Genomic DNA, 20,961 nt, shown 5'->3' with positions numbered 1-20,961 from the left:
ACGGCCGCCGGCCGCGACGATGAGGAAGTGACCGACACGATCGAAATCCCCGCCCTCGCGCAAGTGCTGCACCGGGCCCGCACCGAACGCACGCTTCTCGACGCGGCAACGGAAGCGACCGCGCTGTCGCTGGACAGCGCGTACGAAATCCAGGACGACCTCACGCGCCTGCGCCTCGCCGACGGACGCTGCGCCATCGGCTACAAGCTCGGCTACACCTCCGCCGCGATGCGCCGGCAGATGGGCGTCACCGCACCCAATCACGGCCCGTTGCTCGACGACATGGTGCTGCGCGACGGCGCACGAGCCACCGGTTTCCTGCACCCCCGCGTCGAGCCGGAGATCGGCGTCGTCCTGGGCCGCGACCTGACCGGCCCGGGGCTCGCGCTGCACGAGGTCGCCGACGCGATCGCCGAGGTGCGCGTGTGCCTCGAGGTCGTCGACTCGATCTGGCGTGACTACCGCTTCACCGCCGAACAGAACACCGCCGACGGCTCCTCGGCCGCGGGAGTCGTGCTGGGACCGGTGCTCGACGTCGATCCGCTGCACGCCCACCGGGTCACCGTCGAGCTGCACGAAGACAACGCCCTCGTCGCGACCGCGACCTCCGCGGCGGCCGCCGGGCATCCGCTGCACGGCGTCGCGTGGTTGGCCGCGCAGCTGGCCGCGCGCGGAAGCGGCCTGAAGAAGGACGAACTGATCATCACCGGCGGCCTCACCTCCGCCGTGCCGCTGCGAGCCGGGGGCACGATCACGGCCCGCTTCGGCGGCACCACCACCGTGAGCGTCCGCAGGCCGGCCGGCGAAACCGACGCGTGAACCCGCGGGGTCAGTGCAGCGGGTAGCCCAGGAGACGGCTGATGCTCAGGGCTGCGGTCCGCACCGCCGCCCCCAGCCGCGCCGGCTGCAGGCGGTGCGCGGGGCCCGTCACGGAAAGCCCGGCGACGGCTCGGTGGCCGTCGCGCCCGACGTAGCTCTCCACCACGATCGGCGCCGCGACGCACGCGATGCCCCGCGTGCCCTCCTCCCGGTCGTAGGCGATGCCGGAGTCGTGGATTTTCGCCAGCTCGCGCAGGAAGTGCCGCGGATCGGTGATCGTGGTCCCGGTCCGCGCCGGCATGGGCGCGGACGTCACGCGGTCGACCGCGGAGTCGTCGCTGAATGCGAGAATCGCCTTGCCCAGTCCGGTGCAGTACGCGGGCAGCCGTGTACCGACCGCCGAGGGCACCGAGGCGCTGTGCTGGCCGGTGAGCTTCTCGACGTACACGATGTCCGTGTCGTCGAGCACGCCCAGCTGCACGACCTCACCCGTCGCGGTCAGCAGGTCGGCCATGAACGGCAACGCGGTCGCCCGCAGCCGCCGCGAAGCCGGCACGTGCTGGCCCAGCTCGAACAGGTGCAGCCCGAGGCGGTAGCCGTACGCGCCGCGTTCGAGCATCCGGTGCGCCACGAGGTCCAGGGCCAGCCGGTGCACGGTCGCCTTCTTCAGCCCGGTCCGCCGCGCGAGCTCACTGAGCCCCACCTCGCCGGGCGAGGTCGCAACGGTGTCGAGGATGAGCAGCATCCGGTCCCCCACCGACCGGTGCTGCTCCGTCTCCTCGGCACTGATGCGCATCCGGCCACGATATCCGTTCTCGGCCGTCAGGCCGGATTTGTTCGGGTGGGGGTCGACGCGTGGTGGCACTCCGATTACGCAGTGCCGAAACAAACACTGCCTGTTCAAATGCTGCCGAATCAAAACACTCTCTGATCAAATGCTGCCGAGGAGATCCCGCCACCGACGCCAGAACGCACGTTGCTGCACTTCGTCGGACGCGACGAACGGTCCACCCGTGGCTTCCTTGTGGATCCCCCGCGAAATGTCCGACCACGGCGACTCGGCCGCGACGGCGAACCCCTCCTGGCAGGACTCGCACGCCTCCATGTCGTCCGGCGTCGCCAGCCCACCCGGCCCCTGGAACGTCACGTACGAGTCCAGCCGCCGCGCACGCACCGACTCCGGTTCGCCCTTCGTCGCCATCGTCCACTGCGCCACCAGCGTGCGCCCGGCCGCGGTGGGCGTGATCGTGCGGACGACGATCCCCATGATGTCGTTGATCACGAGGTTGGGGAAGATCAGCAGGTTCCGGTCGGTCGTCGCGATCCGGCGCGCGCGGTCGGCACCGAACTCTTCTTCGAGCCGCGCCCGCTGCCCCTCGACGTACTCGCGGTTCTCCTCCCCCATCGCCGGCGTCCACCGCGCGACCGGGCGGGCCCACGGCCCCTCCACGGTGATCACCGCGTGCCCATTGCCGAGATCCTTCGCCTCGGTCGCCTTGCGCGGGTCGAGGTAGGAGTCCTCGGTGGACTTCAGGTAGTCGAAGTACGTGCGGTGCAAGGGGATCAGGTGGTAGCCGTCGAGGCTGTTCTCCACGAACAGCTTCCAGTTCGCCTCCATCGAGTACTCGTGCACGCCGTCGACCACCTCCATGTCCGGCGACTGGTCCGCCACCAGGTCCAGGTAGTCGCGGGCTTCGCCGAGGTACTCCGGCAACGTCACAGCGTCGGGATCGAAGCAGCAGAAGACGAACCCGCGGTACTCCTCGACGCGCGGCGGGGAGTTCAGGCTGAAGCGGGAACGGTCGAAGTCGGGGCCGTAGCCGTCGACGTCGGGCAGCGCGGTCAGCCGGCCGTCGTTGGCGTAGGTCCACGCGTGGTAGAAGCACGACATCCCGCGCGCGTTGCCTTCGGGCACCCGGCACAGCTGGGCGCCGCGGTGCCGGCACGCGTTGAGGAACACCCGCACCTCGCCGTCGCTGCCGCGCCACAGCACGAGCGGACGCCCGGCCACGGTGCGGGCGCGGAAGTCGCCCGGGTCGGGCACCTCCGAGACGTGTCCGACGTAGAGCCAGCACTTGTCGAAGATGGCGCGGCGTTCCTGTGCGAGCACGCCCTCGTCGACGAGCGCGGCCCGGTCGACGCGGAAGAGCCCGTCGGCGGCGCGGTCGTCGACCAGCGTGGTGGACGGGGGTGCGATCGGTTCGGAGGTCATCGTCTCCAGCTCCTTTGCCGGGAGTTCGGTCGGGTCAGCGCGGTGAGCAGCGCCGCGGGGTTGGTCTCGCGCACGGCCTTCGCGAACCCCGCGGGCAGCGCCGGGTCGTCGAGGAACGCGAGCGGGTCGGTGGGCATGAACGGGTGGTCCGTGCCGAGCACGATCCGGTCCGGCCCGACGGTGCCGGCGAGGTGGCGCACGAGGCCGGCGTCGAACAGCAGCGGGTCGAACCACAGACGGCGCGCGGAGTCCACAGCGGACTCGGGCATCAGCTCCCGCAGCGCGGGGGTGATCCCGCGCAGGTAGTCGATTCTCGGCAGCTCGGTGATCAGGGCGCCGCCGCCATGGCTGGCCAGCAGGCGCAGCCCGGGCCGCGCGGCCAGCGCACCCGTGACGATCAGGCCGCCGAGCGCCGTGCCGATGCCCGCGGGGAACAGCACCCCGTTGGCGGCCATCGGGTGCGGATAGTCCGCGACCCCCGGACCCCCGGCCGCGTGCACGAACACGAGCAGCCCCAGCCGTTCGGCCTCGTCGAGGAACCCGGCCCACGCCGGCGCGTGCAGGGGCGCCGTCGGCGGGTTCGAGGGCACCTCGATGCCGAGCAGACCGGCGTCGGCGATCTCGGTCAGCAGGTCGGCGGCGGCATCGGGATCCTGCAACGGAACGACACCCAGTCCGGTGAAGAACCCGTTGTGCTGTCCCACTTCGTCCGCGAGCCAAGCGTTGAAGGCCTGCGCGTAGGCGAGTCCTTCGCCGGGCGGGGCCCACGGCGCGAGCAGCTCGGGCATGGCGGACAGCAGCTGGCCGGTGCCGCCCGCGGCTTCGGCGGCCGCGCGACGGGCGCCGAGATCCCAGGCGACGCGGTGCACCGTCCGGAACGGCTTGCCGGACACGGAGACGACCCCGGTTCCGGTGTCGAGCCGCGCCCAGCGCGGTTCGGCCGAGGTGCGGAAGGGCGTCTCCCGAGGCACCACGTGGGTGTGCAGGTCGAGCACGGTCACGCTCCCGTCACAGGATGATCGACACGGTGCCGCCCGCCTCGACGATGCCGTGGTCGAGGGTCGCGACGCGTTCGAGGACGAGGAACCCGGCGCCGTCTTCGACCAGCACGTGGCGATAGGTGCCGAGGAAGTGGTCGAGCTGACCGAGCCGCGTGCGCATCACGTGGAAGTTGGCGTGCGCCACCACCGTGTCGCCGAGAGGTTCGGCGCGGACGTTGGTGACCAGCCGGCGCGTGCGCGAATGCGGGCTTTCGGCGTGCGCGTGCTTGCTCTTCAACCGGGTCACGCGCCCGCCGAGCCGGGTGTGGTTGTCGTGGATCACCTGGAGCGTGCGGCGCGGTTCGAGGTGGTCGGAGCCCGGCGACGGAACGCGGTACTCGATCCGCGGGTGCATCAGCGCGAACCACTCGTCGAGCCGCCACTCGTCGAGCAGAGCGGCTTCCCGGTAGAGGAACTGTTCGACGCGGTGGTGCAGGTCGGGCGTGGTGGCGGCGGCGGTCATCGGACCTCCGATCTCGAAGCGAGGGTGACGAGCAGGCCGGCCAGCTCGCCGGGGGCGGACAGGAAGGGGCTGTGGGAGGTGTCGAGCCAGGTGACTTCGGCGCCGAGCCGGTCCTTCGCGGTGCGTTCGGCCCAGTCCCCGGAGACGGCGCGATCGGCGCGGCAGCCGACGTAGTGCATCGGCAGCTCGGGAAACGCCTGCAGGGGCGTGACTTCCGTGATCGGGGCCGGCGACTGGGGCCGGAGCCTGGCCGCGGCCGCGGCGGCTGTCTCGGGTGGACAGTCGTGGAAGAACAGCTCGGCCGCGACGGACGCCGGCCACACCGTTCGCCCTTGCTCGTCGCGTTCCTGCTTCGGCAGGCCGTTTTCGTGGAACCACTCGGCCATGGGGCGTCCGAGCGTCAGCTGGTCCCGCCACGACCGGCCCGGCTCGGGCAGCAACGACGCCAGGAAGACGAGCGCGGCGACCGCCGTCCGCTGCGGGACCAGCGGAATCGCCAGGCCGGCCAGCGAGTGACCGACCACGACGTCGCCAGGACCGCGCACGGCGGCGGCGATCGTGGCGGCGTACTGGCGAGTGCCCGCGCGCACGTCGTCCGACGGCAGTTCCACGGCCGTCGCCGAGTGGCCGAGCGCCTCCAGCGCGGAGACCTCGGCCTCCCAGCACCACGCGCCGTGCCAGCCGCCGTGCACCAGCACGAAGTGCGTCATGCCGGGCCCGCCGGTTTCGCGGCCTGCCGCTCGGCGAGCGTGACCCCGCCGACGAGGACCTCCGTCGCCGGCACTTCCACGACCCACACGCGCACCGACGTCTCCGGCACGGAGATCGCCTCGGCCGCCGCCGCGGACACGGCGCGGATCAGCTGGTCCTTCTGCTCGGGCGTGCGACCGGCCCCGAGGTTGATCTGGATGAACGGCATGGTGTCCCTTTCCCTTATTCCGCGCCGAGGGTGACGCTGCCGAGCCCGCTGAGCGTCGCGGTCACGGTCGAACCGGCCATCAACGGAACAGGGGCGGTGAGCCCGCCCGAGAGCACGACCCAGCCGGCCTCGAGGCGTTTCCCGGCCAGGGCGAGCTGGTTGGCCATGAACGCGACGGCGGCGGCCGGGTGGCCCATCACCGCGGCGCCGGCCGCCGACTCGACGACCTGCCCGTCGACCTCGAGCACACAGCCGGTCAACGCGAGATCTCCGTGCGGCGCGACCAGGTCGTCGCCCAGCGCGAAGGCCGCGGAGGACGCGTTGTCCGCGATCGCGTCGAGGTGGCGGAAGGAGAACCCCTCGTAACGGCTGTCGATCACGTCGAGCGCGGCGCAGAGGTACCGCGTCGCGCCGAGGACGTCGGAGACCGTGACGTCGGGGCCTTCCAGCGCCTCGCCGAGCACGAACGCGATCTCCGGCTCGACGCGCGGGTGGATCAGGTCCTTCAGCGACAGGCGCGAGCCCGAGGCGCGGCTCATGCCGCTGGTGACCAGGCCGTAGAGCGGCTTGTCCACGCCCATCGCCAGCTGCTTGGCGCGGCTGGTCAGGCCGAGCTTGCCGCCGACCAGGCGTTCGCCGCGGTCGAGCCGCAGGCGGACGAGCGCGTCCTGCACCTCGTAGGCGGTGCGGAGGTCGGCCAGGCCGTCGGTGGTGAGCGGCGCGACCGTCGCCTGCGTGGTGGCGGCGTCGTCGAGCCGGCCCGCCCAGGTGCGTGCGCCGGTCATGCGGCCACCTCCGCGGCGCGGGCGGCGCTGAAGGAAACGCCGACGTGGCCCAGGTGCTCGAAGTCCGCGCGCACGGTGTCACCGGGTTTGAGTTCGACCGCACGCGTGCAGGTGCCGGGCATGATCACGTCGCCCGCCTTGAGCACCACGCCGTCGCCGGCCACGGTGTTGGCCAGCCACGCGACGGCCTGCGCCGGGTTCCCCAGCACCGCGCCGCTCGCGCCCGTCTCGACGATCTCGCCGTTGCGCCGCAGCACCACACCGATCAGCCGCGGGTCGAGGCCCGCGATCGGGGTGCGCTTGCCGCCCAGCACCACGCGCGCCGACGACGCGTTGTCCGCCACGGTGTCGACGATCCCGATCCGCCAGTCCTGGATGCGCGAGTCGATGATCTCCAGCGCCGGCATCACGAACGCGGTCGCGGCGAGCACGTCGGCCACGGTCACGCCGGGGCCCCGCAACGGGGAGTCGAGCACGAACGCCAGCTCGGGCTCCACTCGCGGGGCGATGAGCGAGCCGACGGGCAGCGGTTCTCCTTCCGGATGGAACATCGACGCGAGCAGGTGGCCGAAGTCGGGCCGGTCCACACCGAACTGCGTTTGCATCACCCGGGCCGTGAGCCCGACCTTGTGCCCGCGCACGGAATCGCCGGCCTCGCAACGAAGCCGCACGCCCTCCAGCTGGATGCCGTACGCGTCTTCGACGTCCGCGCCGGGGAACCTGCCGGTGATGGGGGCGACCGGAGCGGCCTTGCGCTCCGCCTCCCACAGCTCGCCGGCGAGGTGCCGGACGTCCTCTTCACTGAGTGCCATGCAGGCAGCGTGCGGGCCGCCGCGCGCGAAAACACCCGGACGGTTCGGCCAGTGGACCGGTTCGTGCGCAGCCGGGTTCCGGTTCCGGGCCCGCCCAATGGACCGATCCGTGGAGCGATGTCGATCACCCCGGTTGGCTCGGCGAGCGAGAACCTTTTTTCCAGGGAGAGTGGGCAATGACGACCAGTGAATCCCTTTTCATCGGCGGCGAATGGGCGGCTTCTGCCGGTACGGAGACGATCTCCGTCTGCTCGGCCGGCACCGGAAAACCGCTCGGCACCACGGTGTCCGCGAACCGCACCGATGTGGACCGGGCGGTGGCCGCCGCGCGCGGCGCGTTCGACGATCCGGCCGGCTGGGCCACGTGGCCGGTCTCCGAACGCGCCGACGCGCTCGACCGGTTCGCCGTGGCCCTCGACCGGCGCGGTGCCGAGACGGCTCGGACGGTGAGCGAGCAAAACGGCATGCCCATCGCCGTCTCCGGGCAGATCGAAGCGCAATTCCCGTCCGCGATGCTGCGCTACTTCGCGGGACTCGTGCGCGCGCAGCCGGAGCAGACCAGCAATCCGGGGATGTTCGGCGGCATTACGCACGTCCGGCGCGAACCTGCCGGTGTGGTCGCGGCGATCGCGCCGTGGAACTTCCCGCAGGCGCTGGCCGCACAGAAGTACGCGCCCGCGCTCGCCGCCGGGTGCACGGTGATCCTCAAGCCGTCGCCGCAGACCGTGCTCGACACCCGGGCCGTCGCGGAAGCGGCGATCGAGGCCGGGTTTCCGCCGGGTGTGCTCAACGTCGTGCCCGCCGAAGCCGACGCCAGCTCCTACCTCGTAGGCCACCCCGGCGTGGACCTGGTGGCGTTCACCGGATCCACCGCGATCGGGCGGCGGATCTCCGAGATCTGCGGGACGCTGATCCGCCCGGTGATCCTCGAGCTGGGCGGGCGATCGGCGGCCGTGGTGCTCGACGACGCCGACCTCGACTTGGCACGGGTTGGCGAGGCACTGTTCGGCGCGATGCTCGTCAACAACGGGCAGACGTGTTTCCTCTCCACCCGCGTGCTCGCCCCGCGCAGCCGCTACACCGAAGTCGTGGACACGCTGGCCGCGTTCGCCGGCTCGCTGACCGTCGGCGACGCGCTCGACCCCGCCACGCAGATCGGCCCGCTGGTGTCGCAGCGCCACCGGCAGACGGTCGAGGACGCGATCGCCCGCGGCCTCGAAGACGGCGCCCGCCTGGTCGCGGGTGGCGCGCGCCCGCGCGGGCTGGACGAGGGCTGGTTCCTGCAGCCGACCGTCCTCGCCGACGTGGACAACCGCTGGCCCGTCGCGCGCGAGGACATCTTCGGCCCCGTCCTCACGGTGACGCCGTACGACACGGACGACGAAGCCGTCGCGCTGGCCAACGACTCCGACTACGGCCTCGCCGGCAGCGTCTGGACCGCCGACGTGGACCGGGGCCTCGCGCTCGCCGCCCGCGTGCGCACCGGATCCATCGGGATCAACGGGTACGTCCCCGACCTCGCCGCCCCCTTCGGCGGCGTGAAGCAGAGCGGCATCGGGCGCGAGCTCGGGCCGGACGGCCTCGCGAGCTACCAGCAGGCGAAGTCGATCTACCAGTTCTGACGCCCGTTGTGGTCCGGGTCACGGAATGCCGGACGATCTTCGGCGCTACAGAAGGGAGACACCTGTTCCGACCCGAGGGAGAGACATGACTGCTTCCACCGCGTCCGAGACGGCCGAGGCCCTGCCCGTGCCCGTGCTCGACGACTTCGACTTCGAGCTCACCGACGGCGCCTCGTGCCGCATCGACGACCCGGACTGCGAAGCCTGCCAGTGACGCACGGCCGGTGATCCGCGGGCTCGCGGGTCGCCGGCCTGGTTCGCGTCGCATCGGTGACAATGGTCGCCGTCGTGTCCACCCCGAGCCGCGGAGTCGCCCGTGCCCGAACTGCCCGAGGTCGAGTCGGCCCGATCGGTGATCGACCGGGCCGCGCTCGGCCGGTTGATCGTCGAGGTCGACGATACCGATTCCTACGTCTGCCGGCCCCACGCGCCCGGCGAGATCCGCGAGGCGCTGCTCGGGCGCCGGCTCGTGGCCGCGCACCGGCGCGGCAAGTCGCTGTGGTGCGACACCGGCGACGACGGTCCGGCGCTCGGCGTGCACCTCGGGATGTCGGGCAAGATCGTGATCGCCGACGCCGACGGCACCGAGATCGACGGCGGCGACTACTGGGAAGGCCGCCGCGTGCAGGGCGACTACCGCTGGTCGCGCTTCGCCCTCACCTTCGACGACGGCGGCCTGATGATGCTCGTCGACCCGCGCCGCCTCGGCCGCATCACCCTCGACCCGCACATCGAACTGCTCGGGCCCGACGCCGCCGCGGTCACGCCCGCCGAGTTCCGCACCGCGATCACCAAGGGCACCGCGCCCGTCAAGGCGCGCCTGCTCGACCAGCACGCCCTGGCCGGCATCGGCAACCTCCTCGCCGACGAGATCCTCTGGCGCGCCCGCGTGCACCCGGCTCACCGCGTCGACGAGCTCGACCGCCCGGCCCTCGACCGCCTCCTGCGCGCCACCCGAAGCTCCGTCACCGCCGCCCTCGACCACGGCGGCGTCCACACCCTCACCGTGATCCCCTACCGCAAACCCGGCGCGTCATGCCCGCGCGACCACGCGCCCATGGCGCGCGGCAAAGTCGGCGGCCGCACGAGCTGGTGGTGCAGCGCGGAGCAGCAGCTCCCTCACTGAGGCCGCGCCGGAACCACCGGCGAGACGCCCTGGGCGCGGCGGCGCGCGGCGCTCCGGGCTCGCTGGCGGCGAGATCGTGCGCCGAGCCTTCGGTGTGCGAGGCCGGCCCGGCCGGAAGCCGTTCCGCCGAGGCCCACCAGCGCACTCACCGACGCCGCGATCCCGGCCCGGCGGGAACTCGGCAGAATGGACGCGTGGGTGTCCTCCTGGGGTTGTTGTCCGCGCTCAGCTACGGCGCTTCCGATTTCGTCGCGGGCGTGGGCGGGCGGCGCAGCGACCCGAACGCCGTCACAGTCCTCGCGCAGCCGTGGAGCCTGCTCGCGGCCCTGATCGCCGTGCTGGTGATGGGGCCGCGCGCCCCGCACGCCGAGGAGCTCGCATGGGGCGCGGTGAGCGGGCTCGGCACGGCGGTCGGCACGTTCGCCCTGTACCGGGGCCTCTCCACGGCGCGGATGAGCGTGGTCGCGCCCGTCTCCGCGGTGCTGGCGGCGGCGCTGCCCGCGCTCGTCGGGTTCGCGACGGGCGACCGGCTGGCGTGGCTGTCGTGGGTGGGCATCGCGCTGGTGCTGCCGGCCATCGCGCTGGTCTCGCAACACCAGGGCGACGACACCGAACGCAGGCGGTCCGGCCTGGTCGAGGGCGTGATCGCCGGCGCGGGGTTCGGCGTCCTGTTCATCGGCCTCGACCGCGCGGGCACGGCGGCGGGCAGCTGGCCACTGGTCGCGGGCCAATCCGTCGGCGTGCTCCTGCTTGTGATCGCCGCGATCTGGCTGCGTCCGACGTCGTGGGCGCGCGCGTGGTGGCCGGCGACCGCCGCCGGCATCCTCGGCGGTGCGGCCAACCTGCTGTTCGTCGCGGCCACCGGGGCGAGCCAGCTGGCCGTAGTCGCGGTCATCACGTCGCTCTACCCCGCCATCACGATCGTCCTCGCGCGCGGCCTGCTGCACGAACGCTGGAGCCGCCCGCAGATCACCGGCCTCGCCATCGCCGCGGCCGGGGTCACGGCCATCACGCTCGGCCAGCCGTGACCCTGCCCGGCGCCAGGCCGGCTTGAAGTACCCGTCGCGCACGTCCCGCTCACGCACGTACTCCGGCTGGTACTTCACCGAGGTGTAGTGCGACTTCGACTCGGCCTCGGCGCACGGACGGCGAGCTCGGCGGTGTCGCCGCGGCCACGGACCTGCCGTGCGAGCTCGGTGAGCGGACCATCCACCTGGTACTCGGTGCGCTGCATCGTCGGCAACATCACCGAGGCGATGTCCTGGAGCCCGCGCCACACCGACGACCCCGGCCACCGCCGGCTGCGCGACCGCGTCGCAACGGCCGCGAAGGCCGTTCCGCGCGCCGCGTGAACCGCTCCCGGTTTTACGCGGTGACCTGCGAACCCCTACCCTCGGTGTCGCACCCGCCACGCAAACCGAGGAGGCACCCGGATGTCGCAGCACGCGGACCGATCGGCACTCGACAGCCCGCCAGGCGTCGACCCGAACCGGGCGAGCGTCGCGCGCGTGTACGACTACTTGCTTGGCGGAAACACGCACTACGAGGTGGACCGCAAGGTCGCCCGCGAGCTGGCGGAGAAGATGCCGGAGGTGCGCGACCTCGCCGTCGAGAACCGGGCGTTCCTCATCCGCGCGTGCACCTTCCTCGCGCGCAACGCCGGGATCGACCAGTACCTCGACTGCGGCTCGGGCCTGCCGACGGCCGAGAACGTGCACCAGGTCGTGCAGCGCGTCAGCCCCGAAGCAAAGGTCGTGTACACCGACTTCGACCCGGTCGTCACCGCGCACGGCCGCGCGCTGCTCGAAGAGAACGAGCGGACCCGCTACGTCGAGGGCGACATCTACCGGCCCGCCAGCATCCTCGACGACGAGGTGGTGCGCGGGCACCTGGACTGGACCAGGCCGATCGCGCTGCTGTTCGTCGCGACGCTGCACCACTGGAAAGGCGACCGCGGCCGCCCGGCCGAGGTCACGCAGGAGTTCATCGACCGGCTGCCGCCGGGTTCGTTCGTGGTGATCTCCCACATCCTCGACCCGCACGACGGCTCCGACGACGCGCAGGCGATGGAGCAGCTCATCGAGACCGTCCGCAGCGGCGCGCTCGGCGGGGCCACCATGCGCACGCGCGCGGAGATCCGGGAGCTGTTCCACGGTCTCGAGCTCGTGCCGCAGGGCCCGGGCGCCGAGCCGGAGATCGTGCCGCTGGCGGCCTGGTGGCCGGCTGGTCCCCTGTTGTCCGGGATGAACGTAGCCCAGCGCCTCATCGTCGGCGGCATCGCGCGCAAGCCGTGATCCTCGTGACCGGCGCCGGCGGCAACGTCGGCTCGGCACTGATCGCCCTGCTCGGCGCGGACGCCGCGGCGACCTACCGCTCGCGCGTTCGAGTCCGGACAACCGGCGGTGACGCTCGATCTCGCGAAGCCCGAGACGCTGCCGCCCGCGTCTGCCGCGACGGCGGTGCCGACACGGTGACCACGACCGTCGCCGCCCTCACGGACCGGCCGGCATCCGACTTCGCGGATTTTGTGGGCCGCCACCGCGCGATGTTCGGCTGAGCCTCAAGGCGGCTGCCCGGTCGGGACGAGGATGCCGTGGCGCAGGTTGACTTGCCTGCGGCACCCGCGCGCGACTTCTGGTGCTGGGCTACGAATCCCTGTACCTGTCGGACACCGAGGACCAACTGATCGTCACCCACACCGCTCCCAGAAGACGCGGACAACCCCCGGACAACCCTGCAACGACCGGGTCTCCGCAGTGCGGAGCAACCAGGCCAACGGGACCAAATCCCTGTTCTACAACATGAACGGCCCCCGACGGCGACAGCCGGGTCGACGAGTGGCACGACGAATCCGACGGCGTGAACGAGTGCTGACCGCACCCCGGGCCACCCGCGAGCGCACTCTGCGGACGGCCCGGCACCGTGGCCTAACCTTTGGCCTGCACCGGAACCGGCGCCGCTCGTCGACGTCGAAGTCACCGGAGGCCTGAGGAAAGGGGTAGCGGTGCGAAGAAGATCCTGGTTTCTGGCAACCGTCACACTGGCGGCGACGATGGCGTTGACGGCCTGCACGCAGACCATCACCGGCCAAGCGCAGCCCAGCGCGGCGGGTGAGGTCGGTCAGCTCGGCGGTTCGCCGGGCACCGGCTCCCCCGTCCCCTCCACGCAACCGTCCTACCCCTCCACCGACGGCGTCACCGCGACCGTCGCCACCATGACCGTCACCCTCCCTGCCGGCACGCAGTACGCCGTCGAGTCGCGCGACCCCGGCTACGAGGGCTGCCTGCAGTCGGCCACCTTCGCCTGCGCGGGCAAGATCCTGGATCTGCGCCAGGCCGCCGATGAGGGCATGATCAACCTTCCCAGCTCGACCCGCGCGTTCGGCTGGTACCCCGGCACGGACGTCCCCACGTGCATCGGCCCGTCCGCCGACCCCGGCGTCGCCTCCGAAGCCACCGGCGGCGCGGTCCTGGAGCACGGCTTCGCCCCGGTCGGCCCGAAGAAGGCCGAATACGCGCGCTTCCAGGAAACCTGCAAGGACCCGGCGCAGAACAACCAGGTCCGCATGTGGTGGCTGCCCACCAGCAAAATCCTCATCGTCGAACACGCCAGCACCCCCGCCCAGGACGCGGCTTTCGACGGGATGGTGGCTTCGGCCAAGTTCAGCTGATCACGCCGCGCGGCTCGCCAGATGAGCCAAGTGGTGCGACGTCGCGAAGGCGACGGGTTTGCTGGTGGAGCCGAGGCCGTGGCCTCGGCCTTCCGCGGCTTCGCGAATGGCCCGGTCGCCCCACGAGAATTCGGCACCGGCGAAGCCTTCGGACTCCACCACGTGGCGGCAGACCGCTCGGAAGGTGCGGTTCCGAGGGGGTTCCGAATGCGTCTCGCCGGTTTCCGCGTCCGGCTTGGGGATGCGCTCGCGCGAGTAGAGCCAGTGGTCCCAGCAGGTGTACCTGAGGGTGACGTGCCGCGGCGGGAACGCAGGGCCCGAACCCGGGTGCACCGCGCCGTAGTCTCCGAACCGGAGGCCCTGTGCCCCGGCTCGAACCAGCGTGTCCCACGCCGCTTCTTCGACTCGCGGAGCCTCCCAGACCTCGGTCTGCGACAACGCGGGCGGCACCGAACCGGCCAGCAGGCTCGTCGACCGGAACCCGCCGAACGACGCTGAAGTCCCCAGAACGCGCTGCGCGTGCGCGATTGCGTCGGAGGTCAGTTCCGGGAGGTACTCGAGATCGACGATCAGGTCGAGGTCCTCCGGGTCCACGCGAAGCATCTCGAGCAGGCGCCCGAGACGCCCCGCATCCGGCGTGGGTCTTCGGATTCGCAGCGCGCCGCCGGCACCCAGCTCCCGGCAGAGCCGCCCGAGCGGGGCGATCCGCGTCGCGGCGAGATCGCTGCGAACCACGGGGATGAAGGCGATCGGCTGGAAGAGATCAGCCTGGTGGGTGAGGCGGTCGGTCAGGCCGCCGAGGGCTCCGGCCGCGCCGTAGCCCGAATGTTCCGCGACGTCGGTAGCGTCGAGCATGGCCACCCGGCCGAGGTTGTGGAGGATTCGGACAGCCGTTTCGACATCGTCGAGTTGCTTCGTCGGTGTTCCGTCGGCGTCGAACTGGAGCAGCGGCTGAACCAGCCGGAGTTGATCGGCTCGGTGGAGCTCGCCAAGCGCGGTCAGCTCGCCTTCCTTCGCGCGGAGGGCCACCAACGCGGAGAAGTCACCAGGCTGGACCACAGTCACTCCCGTCACCGAGCGCACCCGACCCGCTACTCGATCGACGGTAGATCGCAGACTCCCACGTGACCATCCACCACAAGACTGAACGCGACTACCGCGCCGCCAACGTCGTGTCGAGAAACGCCTGCGTAGCCGCCGTAATCGGCCCGGACCGGTGCACCAGCCACTGCGGCAGTCGTTCAGCCGGCGAGAAGCGCACCACTTCCGCGCCGGCGCGGCGGGCCAGGTCGGTCCAGCCGTCGGGCATCAGGCCGGCGCCGATGCCGCGCAGGACCATCGGGAGGACGACGCTGCGGTCGCCCACTTCGGCGGCGATGGAGACGTCCGGGACGGTCGCGGCGATGCGGTCGAACAGCGCGCGCACGGCCGTGGCGGGTTTGGTGACGACGAAGCGCATGCCGCGCAGGTCGGACCACTCGACCGGGTCGCCCACGCCCGAGCCTGGGGGCGCGACCAGCAGGAACTCCTCGTCGCGCAGGTGGTGGGCCACCAAGCCGGGGCCGGTCGGACGCTCCGCGCTGCCGCACACCCCGGCCTCGCAGCGGCCCTGCAGGACCATCGCCACGACCTCCGCCGCCGACAGCGCCGAGGAGGTGCTCACCAGCACGCCCGGGTGACGTTCGCGCAGGTCGGCGATGATGCTGATCACCGGTTCCAGCGCGGAGGACGACGTGGCTGCCACGTCGACGCGCCCGGCGAGACCGTCGCCGACGGCCCGGGCCGCGGCGCGCAGGGCGTCGAGGTCGCGGAGAACCAACCGCGCGCGGTCGGCCATGAACTCGCCCGCGCTGGAGAGCACGGCGTTGCGGCCGACGCGGTGGAACAGTGCCACACCCAGCTCGTGCTCCAGCTTGGCGATCGCGCGCGACAGCGACGGCTGGGCCACCCGCAGCGCCCGCGCCGCGTGGGTGAAGCCGCCGTGCTCGACGATCGCGACGAAGTACTCGAGCTGCCGACGTTCCATAGCGTCAGGCTATCGCAACGGTGTCATACATGTCTTTGACGTACGCCGACGTACGCGCGACGATGCAGGGATGTTCCAGACCCGTCCCACGTTGCAGGGCACCTTCGGAATGGTGTCGTCCACCCACTGGCTCGCCTCGGCCGCCGCGATGGCCGTGCTGGAAGACGACGGCAACGCCTACGATGCCGCCGTCGCGGCCGCGTTCGTGCTCCACGTCGTCGAGCCGCACCTCAACGGCCCTGGCGGCGAGGTGCCGATGATCGTCGCCCCGGCGGACGGCACGCCGAAGGTCCTCTGTGGACAGGGCGGCGCGCCGGCCGGCGCCACGATCGAGCACTACACCTCGCTCGGCCTCGACCTCGTGCCCGGCACCGGGCCGCTCGCCGCCGCGGTGCCCGGCGCGGTCGACGCGTGGCTGCTGCTCCTGCACGACCACGGCACGAAGCCGCTGCGCGAGGTCCTCAAGTACGCGATCTCCTACGCCGAGAACGGCCACCCCGCCGTGGATCGCGTCGGCGCCACCGTGGAGACCGTGCGCGAGCTGTTCGAGACCGAGTGGACCACCTCCGCCGAGCTCTACCTCCCCGGCGGACGCTCACCGAAGCCCGGCGAGCTCTTCAAGAACCCCGCTCTCGCGAACACCTGGCGTCGCCTCATCACCGAGGCCGAAGCCGCCGGCGCGAGCCGCGAGACGCAGATCGAAGCCGCCCGAAAGGTCTGGCGCGAGGGCTTCATCGCCGAAGCCATCGCCGAGTTCGCGGCGAAGCCCACCATGGACACCTCGGGCGAACGCCACGCCGGCACCCTGACCGGCGACGACCTCGCCGCCTTTCGCGCGACCTACGAGGACCCGGTCACGTTCACCTGGAACGGCTGGACCATCGCGAAAGCCGGCCTGTGGAGCCAGGGCCCGACGCTGCTGCAGCAGCTCGCGCTCCTGCCGGACGCGGACGGCCTGGACTACGCCACGCCGGACTACTACCACACTCTCATCGAGGGCACGAAGCTCGCGATGGCCGACCGCGAAGCCTGGTACGGCGACAGCGCCGACGTCGACATCACCACGCTGCTTTCTCCCGCCTACAACGAAACCCGCCGCAAGCTGATCGGCGAACGCGCGTCGCACGAGCTGCGCCCGGGCCGCCCCGACGGCCGGGAACCACGCCTGAGCAAGCACGCCCGGTACGTGGCGAGCGGCGGCGCCGTGGCCACGGCCGCCGGCGCGGGTGAGCCGACCGTCGCCAAGGACGGGGCGACGCGCGGCGACACCTGCCACCTCGACGTGGTCGACCGGTGGGGCAACATGATCGCCGCGACGCCGAGTGGCGGCTGGCTGCAGTCCAACCCCGTCATCCCGCAGCTCGGGTTCCCGCTCGGCACCCGGCTGCAGATGGCATGGCTCGACCCCGGCCTGCCCAACTCGCTGGCCCCGGGCAAGCGCCCGCGCACCACGCTCACACCGTCGCTGGCCTCGCGCGACGGAGTGCCCGTGATGGCGTTCGGCACCCCCGGCGGCGACCAGCAGGACCAGTGGAGCGCGCATTTCTTCCTCGCCGTCGCGCTGCGCGAAAAAGTGCGCAGCGGCCTCGACCTGCAGGGCGCGATCGACGCGCCCAACTGGCACACCGACAGTTTCCCCGGCTCGTTCTATCCGCGCGCGATGGTGGCCGGCAGCGTCACCGTGGAATCGCGGATCGGCGATGACATCATCGCCGAACTGGAGCGCCGAGGCCACCTCGTGACTGTCGGAGAACCTTGGTCCGAAGGGAGGTTGTGCGCCGTCGCCCGCGATCCGGAGACCGGCGTCCTCTCGGCCGCCGCGAACCCCCGCGGAATGCAGGGGTACGCCGCCGGGCGATAATCACCGCACATCCCGCCGAAAAGCGGACCCGATTCCCGGGCCCGCTTTTCGGCATGTCCATTTTCGGCGAATAACGATTTAACACGCATTAACCAGCCAGAAATCGAGTGGGGGAAAAACCGACGTACGTTGTTCGCCATGTCTCCTCGGTCCCTGCTCCCCCTCCTGGCCGGGCTGGCGGTGCTGACACTCACGGCGTGCGTACCCGTGCAACACGCGAGCGCTCGCAGCGAGCACCGCGACGACTTCGGCACCCCTGTCGGCAACCGAACGGTCCAGCGCGGCGGCGACCTCGTCATGGGCCTGTCCAACGAGCCCGACAAACTCGACCCCACCACGTCCAGTTCGCTCTACACGCGCTACGTGATGACCACGATCTGCGAAAAGCTCTACGACATCGACGACACCAGCACCATCGTGCCGCAGCTGGCCACCGCGTTGCCGGTCATCTCTCCCGACGGCCTCACCGTCACGATCCCCGTGCGCACCGGCATCGTCTTCGCCGACGGCACCCCGTTCGACGCGCCGGCTGTGGCGACGAGCCTGCGCCGGCACTTCGAGCTCAAAACCTCCCAGCGCAAAAGCGAAATGGGCCCGATCAGCCGCATCGACGCGCCCGACAAGAGCCACGTCGTGCTGCACTACAAGAAACCCTTCGCGCCGATCACCGCGGCGCTGGCCGACCGCGCCGGCATGATCATGTCGCCTGCCGCGCTCGCGAAAGAAGGCGACGACTTCGGCGAGAACCCCGTGTGCGTCGGCCCGTTCAAGTTCGTGAAACGCGTGCCGCAGACCGAGATCGACGTCGAGCGCGACCCGCTGTACTACGACGCCAAAGACGTCCACCTCGACAAGATCACTTACCGGATCATGACCGACGCCAACATTCGCGCGGCGAACCTGCGCTCGGGTGACATCCAGGTCGCCGACACGATCTCGCCCCAGGACGTCGACGCGCTCGCACAGGACCCGGATCTCAAGGTGCTGCAATCCCCTTCCCTGGGCTACCAGAGCGTCACCTTCAACACCGGGAACGTCGACGGCGTCGGCAAACCCACGAAGCACATCGACAAACCCATCGCGAACGATCCCCGCATCCGCCTCGCGTTCTCCCTGGCCCTGGACCGGCAGACGCTCGTCGACACCGTTTTCAACAACTGGTTCGATCCCGCCTGCTCCCCCGTCGCCCCGAAAACGCCTTACTCGTCGGCCGCCAGCAACGCCTGCCCGCCGTTCGATCCCGCCAAATCGCGGCAGCTGCTGAAAGAGGCCGGTGTGCCCGTGCCGTTCCCGATCTCGTTGCAGGTGACCAACACCCAGGACCAGCTGCGATACGCCCAGGCCCTGCAGGCCAGCGTCGCCGAGGGCGGGTTCGACGTGCAGATCGTGCCGGTCGAGTACTCCACCCTGCTGGACGTGCAGAAACGTGGCACCTTCGAGGCGCTGATGCTCGGCTGGTCCGGCCGCATCGACCCGGACGCCAACACCGCGCGCTTCCTCTCCACCGGCTCGGGCGGCAACTACGGCGGCTTCAATTCCTCCACATTGGACAACCTGCTGTCGAGCGCCGCACGCAGCATCGACACGAAGCAGCGTGCCGCGCTCTACGGGCAGGCCGTGCAGCTGATCCAGCAGCAGAACCCGATCGTCTACACCTACCGGGTCCGCAACCTCACCGTGCATTCCACCCGCGTCACCGGCATCCAGGTGTACGCCGACGGGGTGGTCCGGCTCGGCAAGGCCGCGTTCACCGACAGTCAGGAGGGCTGAGCCGTGGGACGTTACCTGCTCCACCGCCTGTGGCAGTCCGCCCTGACCCTGGTGCTCGCGTCGATCGTGGTGTTCGTCGGCGTGCGCGCGCTGCCCGGTGACCCCGCCACGGCGATGGCCGGCGAGGAAGCCGACCCCGCCGCCATCGCGGCCGTACGGGCGCAGCTCGGGCTCGACGACCCGTTGCCGGTGCAGTACTTCAAGTTCGTCGGCCACGCGCTCACCGGTGACTTCGGCAAGTCCGTGCGCACCGGGACGCCGGTTCGGGAGATGATCGGCGCGACCCTGCCGGTGACAGTGCAGCTCGCGGTGTTCGCGATGCTGGTCGCCGTCCTGATCGGCGTGCTCGCCGGCGTCGTCGCGGCAGTGTTCCGCGGTCGCTGGCCCGAATGGGGCGCCAACGGCTTCTCGCTGTTCGCGCTGTCGGTGCCGACGTTCTGGCTCGGCATCCTCGCCGTGCTCTACCTGTCCGTGCAGCTGCGGTGGTTCCCCGCGTCCGGCTACGTCTCGCCGTTCGACCAGCCGTTGCGCGGGATCTACTACCTCACGCTGCCCGCGGTGATCCTCGGCCTCACGCACGCGGCGGTGGTGCAGCGGCAAACCCGCTCCTCGATGGTCGAGACACTCACCGCCGATTTCGTGCGCACCGCGCGGGCGAAGGGACTCGGGCGCACCGCGGTGATCTTCCGCTACGGCCTGCGCAACAGCCTCATCGTGGTCACCACGATCGTCGGGCTCCAGCTCGGCGGGCTCATCGCCGGCGCCGTGGTCACCGAGCGCATCTTCAGCCTGCCGGGCATCGGCAAGCTGACGCTCGACTCGGTCTTCACCCGCGACTACCCGGTGATCCAGGCCGTGGTCCTCGTGATCACGACGGCCTACATCGTGATCAACCTGCTCGTCGACTTCCTCTACACGGTCATCGACCCACGCCTGCGAGTCTCCGGGAGGACCCGATGACGATCGCCGCCGAAACCCCCGCGTTACTGGCCCGTGTCCACGGTCGTGTGACGCGACGGCTTCTGCACAACCCGCTGGGCGTGATCGGCGGCGTGCTGCTGCTGATCGTCGTGATCGCCGGGGTGTTCGCGCCGCTGCTGGCTCCGTACGCGCCGACGGAGGTGCATTTCGAGACGCCGTTCCAGCAGCCGGGCACGGTCGGGTTCGCCCTCGGCACCGACGACCTCGGCCGCGACATCCTCTCCCGCGTCTTCTACGGCACGCGCGCGTCGCTGGAGGTCGGGGCCCTGTCGGTGCTGCTCGCCGTGCTCGTGGGCGTGCCGCTCGGGCTGCTGTCCGGGTACTGGCGGTGGCTCGACGCGCTGATCTCCCGGCTCGCGGACCTCATGCTGGCGTTCCCCTTCCTGGTCGTCGCCGTCGGGCTCGCCGCGATCAACGGCGGCGGCCTCACCAACGCCGCGATCGCGCTCGGCATCGCACAGATCCCGACGATGACCCGTGTGGTGCGCGCCGACACGTTGCGGCTCAAGGAAACCGACTTCGTCCTCGCCGCGAACACGATGCACGCCGGGCCGTGGCGGATCCTCGGGCAGCACGTGCTGCCCAACGCCGCTTCGGCGATCATCGTGCAGGCCACGGTGATCATGCCGGTCGCGGTCATCGGCGAGGCGGTGCTGTCGTTCCTGGGCCTCGGCATCCAGCCGCCCGCGCCGAGCCTCGGGATCATGCTGTCGGACGCGCAGCAGTACCTGTTCCGCACCCCCTGGCCGGGCATCTTCCCCGGGATCGCGCTCGCCTTGATCTGCCTGGGGTTCAACCTGTTCGGCGACGCCCTGCGCGACGCGCTGGACCCGAAGAGCACGCGGTGAAGGGGAC

Annotated in this window: 23 protein-coding genes; 13 read left to right on the top strand and 10 right to left on the bottom strand. The window is 71.2% G+C overall.

The window, feature by feature from the left end; translation table 11 throughout:
* Window positions 1–27: 27 nt before the first annotated feature.
* A complete protein-coding gene (locus AB0M56_RS33990; RefSeq protein WP_364183780.1) occupies window positions 28–819 on the top strand; it encodes a fumarylacetoacetate hydrolase family protein in 792 nt (263 codons plus the stop codon).
* Between the two features lie 10 nt (window positions 820–829).
* Here AB0M56_RS33990 and AB0M56_RS33985 read toward each other — a convergent pair whose 3' ends face one another.
* From AB0M56_RS33985 to AB0M56_RS33950, 8 genes are all read right to left on the bottom strand, one after another.
* Complete coding sequence (locus AB0M56_RS33985; RefSeq protein ID WP_364183777.1) at window positions 830–1,615, bottom strand: IclR family transcriptional regulator; 786 nt, start codon at window positions 1,613–1,615, stop codon at window positions 830–832.
* A gap of 135 nt (window positions 1,616–1,750) precedes the next feature.
* Entirely contained in the window at window positions 1,751–3,031 is a 1,281-nt protein-coding gene (locus AB0M56_RS33980) for an aromatic ring-hydroxylating dioxygenase subunit alpha (protein ID WP_364183774.1), read from the bottom strand.
* On the bottom strand, window positions 3,028–4,032 hold the full coding sequence (locus AB0M56_RS33975) for an amidohydrolase family protein (protein ID WP_364183772.1): 1,005 nt from the start codon (window positions 4,030–4,032) through the stop codon (window positions 3,028–3,030). The genes AB0M56_RS33980 and AB0M56_RS33975 overlap by 4 nt, the downstream gene beginning before the upstream one ends.
* Window positions 4,033–4,039: 7 nt before the next feature.
* Complete coding sequence (locus AB0M56_RS33970) at window positions 4,040–4,534, bottom strand: aromatic-ring-hydroxylating dioxygenase subunit beta (protein WP_364183769.1); 495 nt, start codon at window positions 4,532–4,534, stop codon at window positions 4,040–4,042.
* Complete coding sequence (locus tag AB0M56_RS33965) at window positions 4,531–5,244, bottom strand: alpha/beta fold hydrolase (RefSeq protein ID WP_364183766.1); 714 nt, start codon at window positions 5,242–5,244, stop codon at window positions 4,531–4,533. The genes AB0M56_RS33970 and AB0M56_RS33965 overlap by 4 nt, the downstream gene beginning before the upstream one ends.
* Entirely contained in the window at window positions 5,241–5,453 is a 213-nt protein-coding gene (locus tag AB0M56_RS33960) for a tautomerase family protein (RefSeq protein ID WP_354870316.1), read from the bottom strand. Before AB0M56_RS33960 ends, AB0M56_RS33965 begins: the two co-directional genes overlap by 4 nt.
* Before the next feature lie 14 nt (window positions 5,454–5,467).
* A complete protein-coding gene (locus AB0M56_RS33955; RefSeq protein WP_364183763.1) occupies window positions 5,468–6,238 on the bottom strand; it encodes a fumarylacetoacetate hydrolase family protein in 771 nt (256 codons plus the stop codon).
* Complete coding sequence (locus AB0M56_RS33950; protein ID WP_364183760.1) at window positions 6,235–7,050, bottom strand: fumarylacetoacetate hydrolase family protein; 816 nt, start codon at window positions 7,048–7,050, stop codon at window positions 6,235–6,237. Before AB0M56_RS33950 ends, AB0M56_RS33955 begins: the two co-directional genes overlap by 4 nt.
* Before the next feature lie 176 nt (window positions 7,051–7,226).
* Between AB0M56_RS33950 and AB0M56_RS33945 the strand changes: the two genes are divergently transcribed.
* From AB0M56_RS33945 to AB0M56_RS33910, 8 genes are all read left to right on the top strand, one after another.
* Window positions 7,227–8,672, top strand: a complete 1,446-nt coding sequence (locus AB0M56_RS33945; protein WP_364183757.1) for an aldehyde dehydrogenase — start codon at window positions 7,227–7,229, stop codon at window positions 8,670–8,672.
* An 85-nt stretch (window positions 8,673–8,757) separates the two neighbouring features.
* Window positions 8,758–8,886, top strand: coding sequence for a hypothetical protein (locus tag AB0M56_RS33940; RefSeq protein ID WP_354870323.1), 129 nt, complete (start codon window positions 8,758–8,760; stop codon window positions 8,884–8,886).
* Window positions 8,887–8,988: 102 nt separating this feature from the next.
* Entirely contained in the window at window positions 8,989–9,798 is an 810-nt protein-coding gene (locus AB0M56_RS33935) for a DNA-formamidopyrimidine glycosylase family protein (protein ID WP_364183754.1), read from the top strand.
* Window positions 9,799–9,992: 194 nt separating this feature from the next.
* Window positions 9,993–10,826 carry an EamA family transporter gene (locus AB0M56_RS33930; protein WP_364183751.1) on the top strand — a complete coding sequence of 278 codons (834 nt, stop codon included), beginning with the start codon at window positions 9,993–9,995 and terminating at the stop codon, window positions 10,824–10,826.
* A 168-nt stretch (window positions 10,827–10,994) separates the two neighbouring features.
* Entirely contained in the window at window positions 10,995–11,150 is a 156-nt protein-coding gene (locus tag AB0M56_RS33925; RefSeq protein WP_364183748.1) for a hypothetical protein, read from the top strand.
* An 81-nt stretch (window positions 11,151–11,231) separates the two neighbouring features.
* Window positions 11,232–12,092, top strand: a complete 861-nt coding sequence (locus AB0M56_RS33920) for an SAM-dependent methyltransferase (protein WP_364183746.1) — start codon at window positions 11,232–11,234, stop codon at window positions 12,090–12,092.
* The gene (locus tag AB0M56_RS33915; protein WP_364183743.1) at window positions 12,089–12,355 is read left to right on the top strand and encodes a hypothetical protein; all 267 of its coding nucleotides are present in this window, start codon (window positions 12,089–12,091) and stop codon (window positions 12,353–12,355) included. The genes AB0M56_RS33920 and AB0M56_RS33915 overlap by 4 nt, the downstream gene beginning before the upstream one ends.
* A gap of 447 nt (window positions 12,356–12,802) precedes the next feature.
* A complete protein-coding gene (locus tag AB0M56_RS33910) occupies window positions 12,803–13,468 on the top strand; it encodes a hypothetical protein (RefSeq protein ID WP_364183740.1) in 666 nt (221 codons plus the stop codon).
* Here the strand turns inward: AB0M56_RS33910 and AB0M56_RS33905 are convergent, their stop codons facing one another.
* Window positions 13,469–14,542 (bottom strand): hypothetical protein, encoded by a 1,074-nt coding sequence (locus AB0M56_RS33905; RefSeq protein WP_364183737.1) that lies wholly within the window; start codon window positions 14,540–14,542, stop codon window positions 13,469–13,471.
* Window positions 14,543–14,621: 79 nt separating this feature from the next.
* Window positions 14,622–15,494: a LysR family transcriptional regulator gene (locus tag AB0M56_RS33900; RefSeq protein ID WP_364183735.1), complete on the bottom strand. Its 873-nt coding sequence runs from the start codon at window positions 15,492–15,494 to the stop codon at window positions 14,622–14,624.
* A gap of 70 nt (window positions 15,495–15,564) precedes the next feature.
* Between AB0M56_RS33900 and AB0M56_RS33895 the strand changes: the two genes are divergently transcribed.
* The 4 genes from AB0M56_RS33895 to AB0M56_RS33880 all read left to right on the top strand — a co-directional run bounded on the left by AB0M56_RS33895 (window position 15,565) and on the right by AB0M56_RS33880 (window position 20,954).
* Entirely contained in the window at window positions 15,565–17,355 is a 1,791-nt protein-coding gene (locus AB0M56_RS33895; protein ID WP_364183732.1) for a gamma-glutamyltransferase, read from the top strand.
* 138 nt (window positions 17,356–17,493) lie between these two features.
* On the top strand, window positions 17,494–19,125 hold the full coding sequence (locus AB0M56_RS33890) for an ABC transporter substrate-binding protein (protein ID WP_364183730.1): 1,632 nt from the start codon (window positions 17,494–17,496) through the stop codon (window positions 19,123–19,125).
* 3 nt (window positions 19,126–19,128) lie between these two features.
* Entirely contained in the window at window positions 19,129–20,085 is a 957-nt protein-coding gene (locus AB0M56_RS33885; protein ID WP_364183728.1) for an ABC transporter permease, read from the top strand.
* Window positions 20,082–20,954: an ABC transporter permease gene (locus AB0M56_RS33880; RefSeq protein ID WP_364183726.1), complete on the top strand. Its 873-nt coding sequence runs from the start codon at window positions 20,082–20,084 to the stop codon at window positions 20,952–20,954. Before AB0M56_RS33885 ends, AB0M56_RS33880 begins: the two co-directional genes overlap by 4 nt.
* Window positions 20,955–20,961: the final 7 nt, after the last annotated feature.

The sequence above is a fragment of the Amycolatopsis sp. NPDC051372 genome (assembly GCF_040682095.1).
Classification (GTDB): domain Bacteria; phylum Actinomycetota; class Actinomycetes; order Mycobacteriales; family Pseudonocardiaceae; genus Amycolatopsis.
Note: the sequence above shows the minus strand (reverse complement) of the source record. Positions and strands in the feature narration are given on the sequence as shown.

Excerpts from the sequence above, each read along its gene's own strand:
- AB0M56_RS33985 (WP_364183777.1), bottom strand. The coding sequence starts at position 1,615 with ATGCGCATCAGTGCCGAGGAGACGGAGCAGCACCGGTCGGTGGGGGAC.
- AB0M56_RS33980 (WP_364183774.1), bottom strand. The coding sequence starts at position 3,031 with ATGACCTCCGAACCGATCGCACCCCCGTCCACCACGCTGGTCGACGAC.
- AB0M56_RS33970 (WP_364183769.1), bottom strand. The coding sequence starts at position 4,534 with ATGACCGCCGCCGCCACCACGCCCGACCTGCACCACCGCGTCGAACAG.
- AB0M56_RS33965 (WP_364183766.1), bottom strand. The coding sequence starts at position 5,244 with ATGACGCACTTCGTGCTGGTGCACGGCGGCTGGCACGGCGCGTGGTGC.
- AB0M56_RS33960 (WP_354870316.1), bottom strand. The coding sequence starts at position 5,453 with ATGCCGTTCATCCAGATCAACCTCGGGGCCGGTCGCACGCCCGAGCAG.
- AB0M56_RS33955 (WP_364183763.1), bottom strand. The coding sequence starts at position 6,238 with ATGACCGGCGCACGCACCTGGGCGGGCCGGCTCGACGACGCCGCCACC.
- AB0M56_RS33950 (WP_364183760.1), bottom strand. The coding sequence starts at position 7,050 with ATGGCACTCAGTGAAGAGGACGTCCGGCACCTCGCCGGCGAGCTGTGG.
- AB0M56_RS33945 (WP_364183757.1), top strand. The coding sequence starts at position 7,227 with ATGACGACCAGTGAATCCCTTTTCATCGGCGGCGAATGGGCGGCTTCT.
- AB0M56_RS33940 (WP_354870323.1), top strand. The coding sequence starts at position 8,758 with ATGACTGCTTCCACCGCGTCCGAGACGGCCGAGGCCCTGCCCGTGCCC.
- AB0M56_RS33920 (WP_364183746.1), top strand. The coding sequence starts at position 11,232 with ATGTCGCAGCACGCGGACCGATCGGCACTCGACAGCCCGCCAGGCGTC.
- AB0M56_RS33900 (WP_364183735.1), bottom strand. The coding sequence starts at position 15,494 with ATGGAACGTCGGCAGCTCGAGTACTTCGTCGCGATCGTCGAGCACGGC.
- AB0M56_RS33895 (WP_364183732.1), top strand. The coding sequence starts at position 15,565 with ATGTTCCAGACCCGTCCCACGTTGCAGGGCACCTTCGGAATGGTGTCG.
- AB0M56_RS33890 (WP_364183730.1), top strand. The coding sequence starts at position 17,494 with ATGTCTCCTCGGTCCCTGCTCCCCCTCCTGGCCGGGCTGGCGGTGCTG.
- AB0M56_RS33880 (WP_364183726.1), top strand. The coding sequence starts at position 20,082 with ATGACGATCGCCGCCGAAACCCCCGCGTTACTGGCCCGTGTCCACGGT.